This window comes from Bacteroides ihuae, from assembly GCF_900104585.1.
GTDB lineage: Bacteria > Bacteroidota > Bacteroidia > Bacteroidales > Bacteroidaceae > Bacteroides > Bacteroides ihuae.
The window spans coordinates 753,719-769,015 of the sequence record NZ_FNVX01000006.1 but is presented as its reverse complement, the minus strand read 5'-3'; the positions used below and the strand labels follow the sequence as shown (position 1 = coordinate 769,015).

Annotated in this window: 6 protein-coding genes and 1 tRNA gene; 2 read left to right on the top strand and 5 right to left on the bottom strand. The window is 39.4% G+C overall.

Going from position 1 to position 15,297, the window contains the following annotated elements:
* Positions 1-189: 189 nt before the first annotated feature.
* From BQ5338_RS13860 to BQ5338_RS13845, 4 genes are all read right to left on the bottom strand, one after another.
* A tRNA-Leu gene (locus BQ5338_RS13860) sits at positions 190-271 on the bottom strand.
* Between the two features lie 81 nt (positions 272-352).
* On the bottom strand, positions 353-1,399 hold the full coding sequence (locus tag BQ5338_RS13855; protein WP_071147403.1) for a S41 family peptidase: 1,047 nt from the start codon (positions 1,397-1,399) through the stop codon (positions 353-355).
* Between the two features lie 18 nt (positions 1,400-1,417).
* The gene (locus BQ5338_RS13850; RefSeq protein ID WP_078063530.1) at positions 1,418-2,323 is read right to left on the bottom strand and encodes a DUF3316 domain-containing protein; all 906 of its coding nucleotides are present in this window, start codon (positions 2,321-2,323) and stop codon (positions 1,418-1,420) included.
* A gap of 10 nt (positions 2,324-2,333) precedes the next feature.
* Positions 2,334-4,982 (bottom strand): DNA gyrase/topoisomerase IV subunit A, encoded by a 2,649-nt coding sequence (locus tag BQ5338_RS13845; protein WP_071147401.1) that lies wholly within the window; start codon positions 4,980-4,982, stop codon positions 2,334-2,336.
* A gap of 197 nt (positions 4,983-5,179) precedes the next feature.
* On the opposite strand from BQ5338_RS13845, the gene BQ5338_RS13840 reads away from it, so the two are divergent.
* Together BQ5338_RS13840 and BQ5338_RS13835 are read left to right on the top strand one after the other, a co-directional pair.
* Positions 5,180-6,721: a glycine--tRNA ligase gene (locus BQ5338_RS13840; RefSeq protein ID WP_071147400.1), complete on the top strand. Its 1,542-nt coding sequence runs from the start codon at positions 5,180-5,182 to the stop codon at positions 6,719-6,721.
* A gap of 1,004 nt (positions 6,722-7,725) precedes the next feature.
* Complete coding sequence (locus BQ5338_RS13835) at positions 7,726-11,154, top strand: trifunctional glycoside hydrolase family 18/polysaccharide deacetylase/glycosyltransferase family 2 protein (protein ID WP_071147399.1); 3,429 nt, start codon at positions 7,726-7,728, stop codon at positions 11,152-11,154.
* A 38-nt stretch (positions 11,155-11,192) separates the two neighbouring features.
* On the opposite strand, the gene BQ5338_RS13830 is transcribed toward BQ5338_RS13835, so the two are convergent.
* Entirely contained in the window at positions 11,193-15,266 is a 4,074-nt protein-coding gene (locus BQ5338_RS13830; protein ID WP_071147398.1) for a hybrid sensor histidine kinase/response regulator transcription factor, read from the bottom strand.
* Positions 15,267-15,297 lie beyond the last annotated feature (31 nt).

The window sequence follows — 15,297 nt, the reverse complement described above, 5'->3', positions numbered from 1 at the left end:
TCTTTTTAAATTTAATAAAGTGTTCTTCCATGCAATGATACGAAAAAACAAGGATATATTTAACACACCTTCCGATAAATTTGTTTAGAGAGTGAAGGAAAGGGGGGCGAAATTCTTTTTTTGTTTTGCGTAAGTTAAGCGAGGTTTGTATTGAAAAAGGCCTCCAAGATTACTCTTGAAGGCCTTTCGTGCGGATGATAGGACTCGAACCTACACGTCTCGCGACACCAGATCCTAAGTCTGGCGCGGCTACCAATTACGCCACATCCGCATGTTCGGTAATGACTTACCTTTGTTTTGCGGTGCAAAGATAAGCAGTTTTTCTATTCTGGCAAATTATTTGCGAATAAAGTTAATTTTTTAATAGAGTACGGGCTGCTTCTATCATTGTATCAATGCCTTTATCCTCGTCTTGGCTAAGCATGTCCACCTTAATATCAGGATCTATACCAAATTCAATTTGATTCATTTCGGCATCAAAGTGTGGGCTTGCAGAGAAGCGCACTGACCATCCATTGGGCAACTCTGAAGAGAAAGGCATCCCTGATCCTCCTCCGGTTTTATCTCCCAATATAGTTACTCGAGGAAGATATCGCATTGAATTTACAAAATCATTGGTAGCGCTGTAAGAATGGCGATTAGTGAGCACAACTACTTTTTTCTGCCATCGAATACTGTTTGAGGGTTCTAAATATATTGCTACCGGATCAGAAAAATCATTATGCCCTTTCCCTGTTTTATGGCGAATGTATCCGGTAAGGGTTTTTTGATTGGTGAATCTGGCGGCAAAAGTACTTGAATTACTGAGATTGCCTCCACCGTTGTTACGCACATCAATTATGATACCATTGCAGATAGCCATGTGTTGGAGGATTTCGTCTAGGTTCCCATTTCCAATGCCATTGGAGAAAAGTTCGTAATAGATATAGCCTACATTATCATCTAATATTTTATATTTCGCTCCACCTGCAATGCGATAGTCTGTGCCCAGATAATCCTCAACGATTGATTCGTTGAAGTTGCGGGGGTAGTCTTCAAACCAATCCCAATAACGAGCTTGATTGGCTGCCGAATATAGATTGACATGCCCATCTTTAAGGGTGGCAAGCATATCACTCAATACCTCAAATAAATCATAGTTAGACATATCTGCCGTTAGTCGTTTTTGATAAACGGTATGGATACTATCCCAGTTTATTTGCTTGTATTCTAGGAAACAGTATTTCTCATCAATAATCGTCCATAAAGCGTCGAAGTTTCCTTGTGGATTATTGGTGTATTCATCTTCTCTGATGCAGGATGATGCAATGAAAAGTAACAATATAATTGGGATAAGCAATGTCAGTATTCTGATTGCCCGGCCTTTCTTGCTTTCTTTTCTATCTCTGTTGTTAATCATCGTTCTTTCTTAAAATTGTCAATAGGCTCTTATCGCAGATGGGAGAGGAGTTCCTTTCTTATTACGGATTCTATAGAGGTCCTGCACAAATCCCACCATAAATACGTGTCCATAGGTGTGTGTGTTTATTTGGTTTACTCTGGATTGCTGCATGTCCCACAAGTAGCTGAATCTTACCTTTGAACTCCCAATAGGACAATCGACGGATAACATTTGTCGGATGGAGGGTTGGTTGTGCAAGGATGTAAACTGCACTACTCCGCTGCTGTTGCCTAGCGTAAATATCTCATAGTAAGATTGCCCGTAGTTGGGCGAGAACATGACCCCGATTACGGGTATGTTCGCCTGATATCTTAATACGATTGGATAATTCTTTATCTTCAGGTGCCAGATAGCCATGCCTGAGGCATCCAGATTGATGTAGGCTCTGGCCGATGCGGGGTTGTTCGTATTGCGTAAGTTGTAGACAAAACCACCGTTCAGATCAGCCAGTCCACCAGCTAGTAGTTTAAAATTATCAGTGATACGGAATTGATAATGCAATCCGTAGTTCCAGTTCACCAATCCCGCAAAGGTATTGTTATTATCGACTTTATTATGAGTATAAGATATGTTGGCTTGGAAGAAGTTTTGCACCGATACATTTCCGTCAAAGAGCTTGGTCATTCGCATCGTTTCGCGAGAGATGCGAAAGTCTGTACCGACATACTCTTGTGGCGAAAGGTAGGTGTCATACACATTGGCAAATCCTACACCATACATGGTGGCACGCATGACATATCTGTTTGCCTGCAAGGAATCCTCTTGTGCGTATGTTTTAACTGAAAGAAAAGAAAATATGCAGATGCACAAAGAGGCGAAGATTACTTCGCCTACTTTGTGGCTGCAAATGTGTGTTTCAGGTATTATTGTTTTTTGTATCATGAGCATTAGCTTAAAAGAGCTTCATTTGCCCTGTTATTTCGTCGATGATATCATCTTCACTTTTACCATTATCGGGGTCCAGATTTTCCGGATTTTCTTCTACTTCTTCCTCTTCATCGTCTTTCTTTACTTCTGGGAGTCGCATTGGTTCTAGCTCGTTAATCGCTTCAACGCTAAATGTGGTGAGGCGCTTCCCTTTGGCTCTGAATCCTTTTATGGCGATAAACTCTTCAGCATCAACAACGATTGGGTCACGGAAGCTATCATGTCCACCAAATGTTATCTCAAATCGTGGGTAATATTCATCGGTCAATAGGACCAAACGATTCTCCTTGTTCTCTCCCAGATAATTCTGCTTACGTGTGCTAGCTTCAAAAGAGAAGCGTTTCAGATATGGGTAATTTTGCTGATCGGAGTCATAAAGAACAGCACTCCACACCTTGTTGATATCAAACTTCTCAACGATGCTCACACTGTCTTCGTAGTGATTACTCAAATCGAAATTAGTGGTATAAAAATCTCCATTATTCAGAACGATTAGTATATTGTCGTCACTTTGAAATTCTCCTAAATATTCTCCTCGTCCATCGTAGTTGAGGCGAAGAACATCACGGTCAAACCAAACCTTTCGCCCACCTAATGTGGAACCACCTTTTTGTTTAAGAGCAATTTTATGGACATCATATTTTGTTAGAATAACCCCCATTGCCTGACGTCCTTTGATGGCTACTTCGCTAAAGTCCTTTTCAAAGATTATTTTTCTAACACGTGGGTTTGGTTTTAGTGTTACCTTGATTACTTCAGCTTCTCCGTTGGGATTGGCTGTGAAATAAACCACACGTGAACCTGGTGTACTCAGTGTCATGTCATATTCTCTATCTCTGGTTACCGATGTCACTGCAAAGCGCTTCACATAGTGAATCCCATCCTTTCCATCGCGATAAATGGCATTATAGATTGTTCGTTTATCGTTCTTTTTAAAGATATTTATATGAAGAATGTTCTTTCCGATGAATTTCTTATCGGCCACCGGAGTAATGAGGTATTTCCCATCACGATAGAAGATAATGACATCATCCAGATCAGAACAGTTGGCAATGTACTCATCCTTTTTAAGAGCAGTACCAATGAAGCCTTCCTCTCGGTTGATATATAGTTTTTCGTTGGCTTCCACCACCTTAGCAGCTTCAATAGTGTCGAAATTACGTAGCTCTGTGCGACGCGGGAAGTTTTTGCCATATTTATCTTTTAGCATACGGAACCAGTCAGTGGTATATTCCACGATATTGGCCAAGTGTTTATCAATCTCCGCTATTTCGTCTTTCATGCGAGCAATGATTTCATCCGCTTTTTCAGAGTTGAACTTCAAGATGCGTCCCATCTTTATCTCCATGAGCCTCAGAATGTCTTCTTTGGTTACTTCTCTGATGAATTTTGGGTAGAAAGGAGTTAGTCGCTTATCGATGTGGGCGCAAGCCTCATCCATATCTTTGGACTGCTCAAATTCCTTATCTTTATAGATACGCTCTTCTATGAATATTTTTTCAAGAGAAGAGAAGTGCAAGCTTTCTAGCAGTTCTCCTTTATGTATTTCCAACTCTTGGCGTAAGAGGGATAATGTGTTATCAACCGACTTTTTCAGTACATCACTTACGGTGAGGAAGTGTGGCTTTTGCTCATCAATAACACAACAGTTGGGTGAAATGCTGACTTCGCAGTCGGTAAAGGCATAGAGCGCATCAATCGTTTTGTCCGACGAGACGCCTGGAGCCAAATGTATCAATATCTCTACTTGAGATGAAGTATTATCGTCTACTTTACGAACTTTTATTTTTCCTTTATCTACGGCTTTTAAAATCGATTCGATTACAGATGTCGTTGTTTTCCCATAAGGAATCTCATTGATTACCAGTGTTTTGTTGTCTATTTTATTGATTTTGGAACGTACCTTTACTACACCACCACGTTCTCCGTCATTGTATCTGGATACGTCTATCGATCCTCCTGTTTGAAAATCAGGATAGAGCTTGAACTCTCTTTTGTGCAGATATTCTATAGCAGCATCGCAGAGTTCATTGAAATTATGTGGTAAGATCTTAGAAGAAAGACCGACAGCAATACCTTCTACTCCTTGTGCTAATAGTAAAGGATATTTGACAGGGAGGGTGACAGGCTCTTTGTTTCTCCCGTCATATGATTGCTTCCATTCAGTGGTTTTAGGATTGAAGACTACATCCAGAGCAAATTTAGAGAGACGTGCTTCGATGTAACGAGAAGCGGCAGCACCGTCTCCAGTCAGAATATTTCCCCAGTTCCCTTGACAATCTATCGTGAGGTCTTTTTGTCCCAATTGCACCAATGCATCGCCAATGGAAGCATCTCCGTGTGGGTGGAACTGCATGGTGTGGCCTACGATATTGGCCACTTTGTTGTATCGTCCGTCGTCCAAGCGCTTCATGGAATGAAGAATACGGCGTTGCACAGGTTTTAACCCATCATTGATGTGCGGCACTGCACGTTCTAATATCACATAGGAAGCATAGTCCAGAAACCAGTTCTGATACATGCCCGAGAGTTGGTGTTTGATGCTTTCGTCGTGTGAGTCGGCCGGTTTATAATCCGAATGTCCTTCCGTAATCTCGTTTATCTCGTCGCTCATAAATGTCAGGGTCCTCTATTGTATTCTATCTTGTTTTAACAACAAATTATCTTTTTTACATCATAATGGGATGATGTGCAGGCAAAAATACGAATTAAATTGAAAAAAATCATTTACTTTGCACTTTTATTTGTGATACCTTTTATCGGTGGAAGAATCAAAAGTTAACTGTAAACGCATAAATTGTAAATAGAAAGATGGCACAAGAAGATGTTTTTAAGAAATTAGTATCGCATTGCAAAGAATATGGTTTTGTATTTCCTTCAAGCGACATCTATGACGGGCTTGGAGCAGTGTATGACTACGGTCAGATGGGAGTTGAATTAAAGAATAACATCAAAAAGTATTGGTGGGACAGCATGGTGCTTCTGCACGAAAACATTGTTGGCATTGATTCTGCTATCTTTATGCATCCTACTATTTGGAAAGCTTCTGGGCATGTGGATGCTTTCAACGATCCGTTGATTGATAATAAAGATTCTAAAAAACGCTACCGTGCTGACGTGCTTATCGAAGATCAGTTGGCTAAGTATGACGATAAGATGAATAAAGAAGTCGCTAAGGCTGCTAAGAAGTTTGGCGATACTTTTGATGAGGCTCAATTCCGTTCAACAAACGGGCGTGTGCTTGACAATCAATCCAAACGTGATGCTTTGCATGAACGTTTTGCTAAGGCATTGAATGATAATAACCTCGACGAGCTTCGCCAGATCATTGTGGATGAAGAGATTGTGTGTCCTATTTCTGGTACTAAGAACTGGACAGAAGTACGCCAATTTAACTTGATGTTCTCAACTGAAATGGGCTCTACTGCCGATGGTGCGTTGAAAATTTATCTTCGTCCCGAAACTGCTCAGGGAATCTTTGTAAATTACTTAAATGTGCAGAAAACGGGCCGTATGAAGATACCTTTCGGTATTGCACAAATAGGAAAAGCTTTCCGTAACGAAATCGTAGCGCGCCAGTTTATCTTCCGTATGCGTGAATTTGAACAGATGGAAATGCAATTCTTTGTTCGCCCAGGCGAAGAGCTTGAATGGTTTAAGAAATGGAAAGAAATCCGTTTGAAGTGGCACAAGTCTCTTGGACTTGGTGATGATCACTATCGCTTTCATGATCATGATAAACTAGCTCACTATGCCAATGCTGCTACCGATATAGAGTTCCTGATGCCTTTCGGATTCAAAGAAGTAGAGGGTATTCACTCTCGTACCAACTTCGACTTGAGCCAGCATGAAAAGTTCTCGGGTAAAAGTATTAAATACTTTGATCCTGAATTGAACGAATCTTATACTCCGTATGTGATCGAAACCTCTATTGGGGTAGACCGTATGTTTCTTAGTATCATGTCCGCTTCTTACTGCGAAGAACAGTTGGAAAATGGCGAAAGTCGCATAGTGCTCAAGCTACCTGCCGCTTTGGCTCCGGTGAAGCTAGCTGTGATGCCGTTGATAAAGAAAGATGGATTGCCCGAAAAGGCTCGTGAAATTATCGATGACTTAAAGTTCCATTTTAACTGTCAATACGATGAGAAGGACAGTATTGGTAAGCGTTACCGTCGCCAGGATGCTATCGGTACTCCTTATTGTGTTACTGTAGATCATCAGACGTTGGAAGATAACTCCGTGACCTTACGTAATCGTGACACCATGCAGCAAGAACGAGTAGCTATCTCTGAGCTGAGTCACATTATTGCAGGCCGTGTAAGCCTGACGAGTCTGCTCAAAACATTAATTTAATGAAGAATAACTATCTATTGCCACTTTTGTCTCTACTCACTATTCTACTTACTTCATGCGATGAAACTCTGAGGTAGGCAGATACGATAATTGGCAATTACGCAACGAAGCTTTTATCGACTCTTTGAAGTAAAAACTGATCTGGAGCTCATGCCGATAATAGTATCCTGTGTATATGAAGAAGTTGACATCCGTTACTGTGGGTGAGGTTCTATACCGATTCTGAGTGAATAAAGTAATAACTGGTTGGGCAGAGGTTTTGCAACGAATGAAGGTTGGCTAACGTTGGGAGGTATATATTCCTTGGCAGCAAGGATATAGTAAATGTATTTCTATACTATTAAAAAGACGACTTTCGTAATTTACGAAAGTCGTCTTTTTGCTGATCCCGTCTTTCTCTACATGGATGTCAAGCTCAGTATCTTCCCTGAAAAAGCACGTTTTACTATCACACATTTCTTTAGTTCTCTTTTTTTCTACTCAAATGCTTATCGTTTGCTCCATTTTTGCTCCGTTTTTGGACGATGCTTTTGTTTGCTAGGGCTGGAGGCAGTATCTTTCTTTCTCTGATAAAGAGCATACTAAAGTATCTTTTTGCACGGTACTATTATCGGTAAATTACACACGTTATAAGTTTACAAAATGGTGGGATCTCTTCACTCCACGTGTGTAATCCGTACATTCCACGAGTGTGGACTCTGCAGAATACACACGTGGAGTGTACAGACCACGCCTGAGAAGTGAAGAATTGGATACCTCATCTCAGTTTATTGATGGCGTTGTTTATCTATAACTTTCCTGCAGAATGTATAAATAGAGGGGGCTTTTACCTGAATATGCTCAATGATTTACAGTATTCGAAAATTAAATCTATCTATCGGAATAACTGTTGCAAAATAGTTCTACTTTTGAGCCGTTATTTATGGATACGGTAAATTTAAAGAAAAACGTCGATCCATTTATAGAATAAATGAACTAGTCATATCGTATAGTTGGACAGAAGTATGAATAAACAAGTCTTTCAAACTGACAATAAGTCCAGATGGAACAGCTTTAAATGGAGCACACGTTTCTTTCTGTTTATTTTGATTTTACTCGTTGCGACTTTTTTATTGGCATTGGTCATTGATAAAAATCCTCCCATTTCTCTGCAGCCTGATTATAAAAGTGCTGTGATGGCATCAAAACCTTTTATGCAAGAGAATAAGCTCTCCAGAGAATATAAAGGCTTTCGAGATCATATTCATGTAAAAAAAGCACATTCAGACTATGAGAAAGTCCGAAAAGAACGTGTCAAGAGAGACTCATTACGTAATCGGGATTTTGTAGAGAAGGTTCTCAACAAAGATTTTGCCATGTGGCAGGGAATTCCTGCAGGCATACGTGCAGCTTTTTATGTCGCTTGGGATCCTCAATCATACTATTCGTTGAAGAGGAATATAAAGAACATTAACTTAATTATGCCTGAATGGATTTTTATTGATCCTAAAACTTACGGAATACATACGGCTATAGATAAACAGGGCTTTGATTTGATGCGGAAAAATGGTGTGCCCATCATGCCGATGCTAAGTAATAACGTCAACGGTAATTTTCGTGCAGATATTGTAAGCGTTATCCTTCGTTCTCCTCAAAAGCGAACTAGATTGATTCAAGAAATGCTCGATCTCTGTATTCAAAATAAATTTATCGGAGTGAATATAGACCTTGAAGAGTTGAACGAAAAGGGTGATGAATCTTTAATTCAATTTGTGAAAGAAATGGCTGAGGCTTTCCATGCGAAGGGGTTATTAGTAAGTCAAGATGTCGTACCTTTTAATAAAGATTACAATGTTCGCGAGTTAGGTAAATACTTAGACTACCTTTGTTTGATGGCTTACGACGAATATTCTATGGGAGGAGATGATGCGGGTCCTATTAGCTCTCAAAAGTGGATTGAAGCGGCTGTAGATGATTTGGTTAAGGAGGTTTCGTCTGAGAAAATAATACTTTGTTTGGGTGCATTTGGTTATGATTGGTCGGAGAAAGAGAATGTGAGTCTTGCCTATCAGGAGGCTTTGGCTAGAGCGTCAACAAGTAATTCCTCAATTCATTTTGATAATAATACCTATAATTTAAATTATGCATATACCGATGGAGACAAAATTGTTCATCAGGTATATTTTAATGATGCAATCACCCATTTCAACACCATGCGCTTTGGCTCGGAGTATCCGCTGGCTGGATTTAGTGTTTGGCGTTTAGGTAGTGAAGACAATCGTCTTTGGAAATTTTATAGGAAAGACATTTCGGATGAAGCTTCTGCAAATATAAAAAAGAGTGATCTAGAAAAAGTGCAAATTGTTAATCATGTGGACTATATCGGTGAAGGAGAGATATTAGATGTATTGAATACACCACATGCCGGGCAGGTGAATATTGAAGTTGATAGTACTGAAATGCTTGTTTCGGAAGAGAACTATGTGAAAATACCTACAGCTTATCAAATTAGGAAATATGGTGTCGCTCCGAAAAAAGAACTTGTGTTGACGTTTGACGATGGACCGGATGAGCGATATACCCCCAAGATATTAGATATTTTGAAGAAGTACAAAGTTCCTGGTGCTTTTTTTCTAGTAGGTTTGCAGGCCGAAAAAAACCTGCCTCTCGTAAAAAGGATTTATGATGAAGGGCATTTGATTGGGAATCATACTTTTACGCACCCTAATATTGCCAACGTGACTAAGGAGCAGGCGGCAATAGAATTCAAACTGACACGTTTGTTGATTGAATGTATTACGGGACATACTACAATCCTTTTCCGTGCACCTTACAATGCTGATAGTGAACCGGGATCTCTTGAGGAGATTGTTCCTTTGGCATTGGCGCGGGACCAAAATTACTTGGATGTAGGTGAGAGCATTGACCCTGAAGATTGGCTTCCCGGCATTAAAGCTGACACGATTTTCGACAGAGTAGTAAAAGGAGTACAAGGAGATCGCGGAAATATTATATTACTTCATGATGCTGGAGGTGAAACGCGTGCTGAAACGATTAAAGCTCTTCCGAAGATTATCGAATATTTTCAAAAACGTGGGTATACTTTTACAAGCCTTACCTCTTTGCTTCACGAAAGTAAGGAGCAGCTGATGCCTCCCATACCCAAGGGGGAGGGATATTATATTATGCAGAGTAATCTGGCTCTGGCCTCTTTTACCTATTGGGCTCTGAACGTTTTAACGGCCTTTTTCACTCTTTTCATAGTCTTGGGATTAGGGCGATTGATATTTATGGTTATTCTGGCAATACGTGAACATCGTAAAGATAAAAGGAGGCATTTTTCTGACGTTTTAAGTTCTGAGATCCCATTAGTTTCTATCATCGTTCCTGGATATAATGAAGAGGTGAATGTAGTATCTTCACTTAAGAATCTGCTTTGCCAGGACTATGCTAATTTCAATGTGATTTTTGTGGATGATGGAAGTAAAGATGAGACTTATAAGAGAGTCTATGAAGCTTTTTCTACCCATCCCAAAGTGGAAATCTATACTAAACCTAATGAAGGAAAGGCATCTGCCTTGAATTACGGAATAGCACATACAAAAGCCGAGCTTGTCGTTTGCATTGATGCTGATACTAAGCTTTATCCTAATGCAATCTCTTTAATGATACGCCATTTCTATCAAGGTAAACATTCGGAACTAGTGGGTGCTGTTGCGGGGAAAGTAAAGGTTGGCAATCAGCTAAATATGTTAACTAAATGGCAGGCTATTGAATATACAACCAGCCAGAATTTTGATCGAATGGCTTATGCCAACATCAATGCCATTACGGTGGTACCGGGTGCTATTGGCGCCTTCAGGCGCAAAGCGATAGAAGATGCAGGCGGACTGACGACAGATACGCTAGCGGAAGATTGTGATCTAACCATTAGTCTCTTGCGTGCAGGCTATATTGTTGAAAATGAGAATGATGCAATAGCCATGACGGAGGCTCCGGAAAGTGTTAAGCAATTTATTAAGCAACGCACGCGCTGGAGTTTTGGAGTGATGCAGACATTCTGGAAGCACAGAGATGCACTCTTCAATACAAAATGTAAAGGTTTGGGGTTTTGGGCCATGCCGAATATGTTGATTTTCCAGTTTATTATCCCAACATTTTCTCCTTTAGCTGATTTGTTCATGGTTATTGGACTGTTTTCAGGTAACGCAGCTAAAATAGGTCTATACTATTTATTGTTTATGCTTGTAGATGCAAGTGTGTCAATCTATGCATATATCTATGAGCGCGAGAAGCTATATAAATTGCTGTGGATTATCCCTCAACGATTTGGATATAGGTGGATTATGTATATTGTTTTGTTTAGAAGTTATAGAAAGGCAATAAAAGGAGAATTGCAAAGCTGGGGCGTTCTTAAACGTTCGGGCAATGTTGGTGATATCAAAGCGGAGTAATAGATGGAGTGCCAAGCATATGCATTGTACTTATTTTGTTAAATCTCCTTTGAAGGAATAATTTGTTTTAGATAATCAGAGGGTGCTGAGCCAAACTCTTCTTTGAAGCATTGGCGAAAATAGACAGTACTATTAATGCCTACTTTAAATGAAATTTCAGAGATACTATATTTGCCTTCCAATAAGAGCTTTTCGGCATGTTGCATTCTGATTTTTCGTATAAATTCATTTGTTGAGAGCCCGGTAAGGGCTTTCATTTTTCGGTAAAGCGTGGAACTGCTCATGCACATTTTATCCGATATATAAGTAATATCGGTCTTCTCTGATGATAGATTTTCTTCTATCATCTGTGTTACTTTATTTATAAATTCGTTATCTAGCTTGCTCATCGATTCGGCTATGGTCGCACGTTTATTCGTTAAAGTGTGCTTGGTAATGAATTGCTCTACCAATTTTTTGCGAGATTCGAGTAAGTTATTTATGCGGCTACGTAATAAGGTAGCGCTAAAGGGTTTTGTCAGGTATGAGTCGGCACCGACTGCATATCCTTCTTCTTTGTCTTGCAAAGCATCTTTAGCTGTCAGCAGAATGATAGGAATATGACTTGTGCGGATATCTTCTTTTAAGAGTTTACACAAAGAGATACCATCCATTACGGGCATCATGATATCACTTACAATAATATCCGGTATGTTATTGAAGGCTTGCATTCTACCTTCTTCACCATTGGTAGCAGTTACAATCTCAAATGATTCCGAAAAGGCATCGGATATATAATTGAGAATATCTTGATTGTCTTCAACGACTAATAGTAGCGGCTTGTTACTGTCAACCATCTCTTCGTGAGAAAGATCTGTTGTAATCTCCTTTTCCTCAATCTCCGCATGGGTGGCGGCTGGATAAGTATTATTAGTAAGTAAACCGAAAAAGAAAGTAGTGCCTTTATTTAAAGTACTTTCTACTCTTATCTCTCCTTGGTGCAGCGTGACCAAATTTCGCACTACTGCTAAGCCTATTCCGGTGCCTGAAGTCTGGTGCTTGCCACTCTCCTGATAATAGCGATCGAAGATGTGTGGCAATGCTTCAGAGGCAATGCCATACCCAGTATCACTTATCATTATTTCGGTGTACGAGATCTCTTTGTAAATCGTCTGGTTCAGACTTAGGATGATTTCTCCTCTTTCTGTATATTTTATTGCATTTGAAATTAGATTATCCAAGATGATAGTAACTATTTCTTTGTCGAAAAACAAGGGTATGTTATCTGCTTCGGTTCTTATTGAAATTTTGAGATCCGGTTTTTGATTTAATTCTTTGTACTTAAGTCCTATTTCGTAGACTAATGCCGCGATGTTCCCTTTGCTTATACATAGTTTTTTGTTTTGCGTTTCGGTCTTTCTAAATTCTAATATTTGGTTAATTAGATTGAGTAAGCGAAGAGCACTCTGATGAATCACGGAGATTTTGCGTATTTGTTTGGATGATAAAGATGTATCTTTTTGGATGTCCTCAAGAGGGCCCAATATCAGCGTTAGCGGAGTACGCAGTTCATGAGTGATGTTGGTATAGAAGCGTAGTCGTTCATTATTTAACTCTTGTTCTTGCACGTGATTTTGTTTTTCCAGTTGATATAAAATCTCAAGATCTATTCTCTTTTTGTAAGCATAGAAAACAAGTAAGAGTATTCCTGTGGCAGTCAGAAAATAGAATAACTTTGCCCACCACGTGAGCCATAGGGGAGGGCTGATGTGTATTGGCAGAACGGTTACTTTTTCGGACCAATTTTGGTTATGGATACGTGTCTTTACCAAAAAGGAGTAACTTCCGGGGGGGATATTACGAAAAGTAACACTGTTATTATCGTTTACGGTATACCACGAGTCTTCTAATCCTTTGAGCATATAGGCGTATTCTACCTGCTTTGTCAGTGAATAGTTCTGTATATTAAAAGTTATACTAAAGCTATTTTGCACATGCTTTAATTCTATACTTCGTTCATCAGATATTGGAATGATCGTTTCATTGTTTTCTTGATTGGAAAGACGTCCGAATATTTTTATTTCTGTAATGACAACGGGAGGTGCTTCAATTCCCTTTATTGCTCTGTCCGGATTGAAGCGACATAATCCGTTAATGGAACCAAAATAAATAAATCCATTTTTATCTTTGCCAACACTTCCGCTCATGAAGTTGCCTGAGGGAACTTCGTCTGACTTTTTGTAATTATAGAAACAACCTTTCTCGGTAACATAGCAACTGATGCCGTTATTGGTGCTAACCCATATATTCCCGTTCCTGTCTTCGCTGATAGCTCTTATATGGGTGTTGGGTAATCCTTCTTTACGTTGATATGTGACGTGCTTGAAGGTTTTCGGTGAAGGGAAACAGACTAATCCTTCTCCTGTTGCTATCCACATTCGTTTTTTACTGTCGCATAAAATGTGATTTATAGTGTTGGAGCAAAATCCCATGTGTTGCCCAAATGACTTTATTTGTTTGAAGTTGGGCGTATATACTCCCATTCCTCCTCCAAATGTACCCACCCACAAACGCCCTTCTTCATCTTGTGCTATGCTACGTATAAAATTCTCGGGTAGCTTAGAGTTTGTTGTATTGTAGTGGTGTATGAATCTCTTTTCAGCTAAACTAAAAACAAATATTCCATCGCTGCTGCCTATCCAGATGTTGTGTTGCTTATCTTCATAAAATACGCGTATATCTAAATGGGGATTATCGCCAGGATATATGTCTTGAAATCGAGCGAGTGTATTATTGTAATAACTAATGCTCCCTTGGAAAGTTCCAAACCACAAATTGTTTTCCGAATCTTTGAAAGCCGCCAAGATAGAGTTGTCTTTCAACTCTTCGGTTTCTTTATTATGTATAGCGACTCTTTTCCCTGCACTAAAAACATTGATACCGCCTCCATCTGTTCCTATCCATAAGCGATTATCTCGGTCTATACAAATGCTACTTACGACTTTGTTGTTAAGGCTGTTTTCAGTTCGCATAGGTGAGTAACTCCAAGTATTGAAGAGGAGTGGTTCGTTACTAATGAAGTTAATGCCGCCCCCCCATGTGCCAATCCATATATTGTTGTACGTGTCCTGAAATACAGATCTAATACTTGAATTTGATAAACTATTCTCTCCGTCTCCTTCTCTGATATACTCAAAATGAATTTGTTCCGGAAGTAAAAAGAAACTTTGCTTTAGGTCTAATATTGCAATTCCGTTAAATTCAGTCGTGATCCATAATTTATTGTTTCTAAACTGCTTGATAGAAAAGATCCTGCTTGATAGTACTCCATGGGCATCACTTTGATTATCTTTGAAGGTAGTGAAGCTTTTAGTTTGTGCGTTGAATAAAGCTAATCCATGGTTTGTTCCAATCCATATATTTCCATTTGTATCTTTAAAGATGCAACGTATGTCATTTCCCGGAAGGCTTTTGGGATCATTCGGATTATTTACGAAATGCCTTACTCTCTTCTCTTCAATAGATAGAATACTTAATCCGTTATCCACATGCCCAATGTATAAATAACCATCTTCTCCATCCATCACTGTCCATGTTTGGTCGCTTGGCAAAGAAGGTACTGTTGCTCTATTATAATGGGTGAATTTCCCACTACGTATATCCAGATAGTCGACGCCTTTATAATAAGTGCTAATCCATAAACCATTGTTGTTATTGACTGATGCAGTGATGTCAGTGATATCATTGGTAATTAAACTAAGTGGTTCTTTGGGGCTATGTTGATAAGTGCTAAAGGTTTGGTTCTTATAATTGTAAGCGTTCAACCCGTCGCGCTGGGTTGCTATCCAAATGATAGGTTTTGAAGGATCGGCATAAACGCGATTTAATTCATTCCCTGTGATGCCATGGCTGTTTTTGTAGTAGTTGATAAAACGCGTCCCATCAAATTTATTTAATCCTTCTTCAGTTGCAAACCATAAAAAGCCTTCTTTATCCTGAGCAATACTTACTACATAGTTATTGGATAACCCTTGTTCGACTCCTAATCGTTTAATGCTGTAAGATTGGGATATTAGTTTGGAACATGCTACGAATGCTACTAATAGTAATATGATAAGTCTGTGTCTTTTCATTATCTATCCAATTCAATAATCTATTGCTTGC

Excerpts from the sequence above, each read along its gene's own strand:
- BQ5338_RS13855 (WP_071147403.1), bottom strand. The coding sequence starts at position 1,399 with ATGATTAACAACAGAGATAGAAAAGAAAGCAAGAAAGGCCGGGCAATC.
- BQ5338_RS13850 (WP_078063530.1), bottom strand. The coding sequence starts at position 2,323 with ATGATACAAAAAACAATAATACCTGAAACACACATTTGCAGCCACAAA.
- BQ5338_RS13845 (WP_071147401.1), bottom strand. The coding sequence starts at position 4,982 with ATGAGCGACGAGATAAACGAGATTACGGAAGGACATTCGGATTATAAA.
- BQ5338_RS13840 (WP_071147400.1), top strand. The coding sequence starts at position 5,180 with ATGGCACAAGAAGATGTTTTTAAGAAATTAGTATCGCATTGCAAAGAA.
- BQ5338_RS13835 (WP_071147399.1), top strand. The coding sequence starts at position 7,726 with ATGAATAAACAAGTCTTTCAAACTGACAATAAGTCCAGATGGAACAGC.
- BQ5338_RS13830 (WP_071147398.1), bottom strand. The coding sequence starts at position 15,266 with ATGAAAAGACACAGACTTATCATATTACTATTAGTAGCATTCGTAGCA.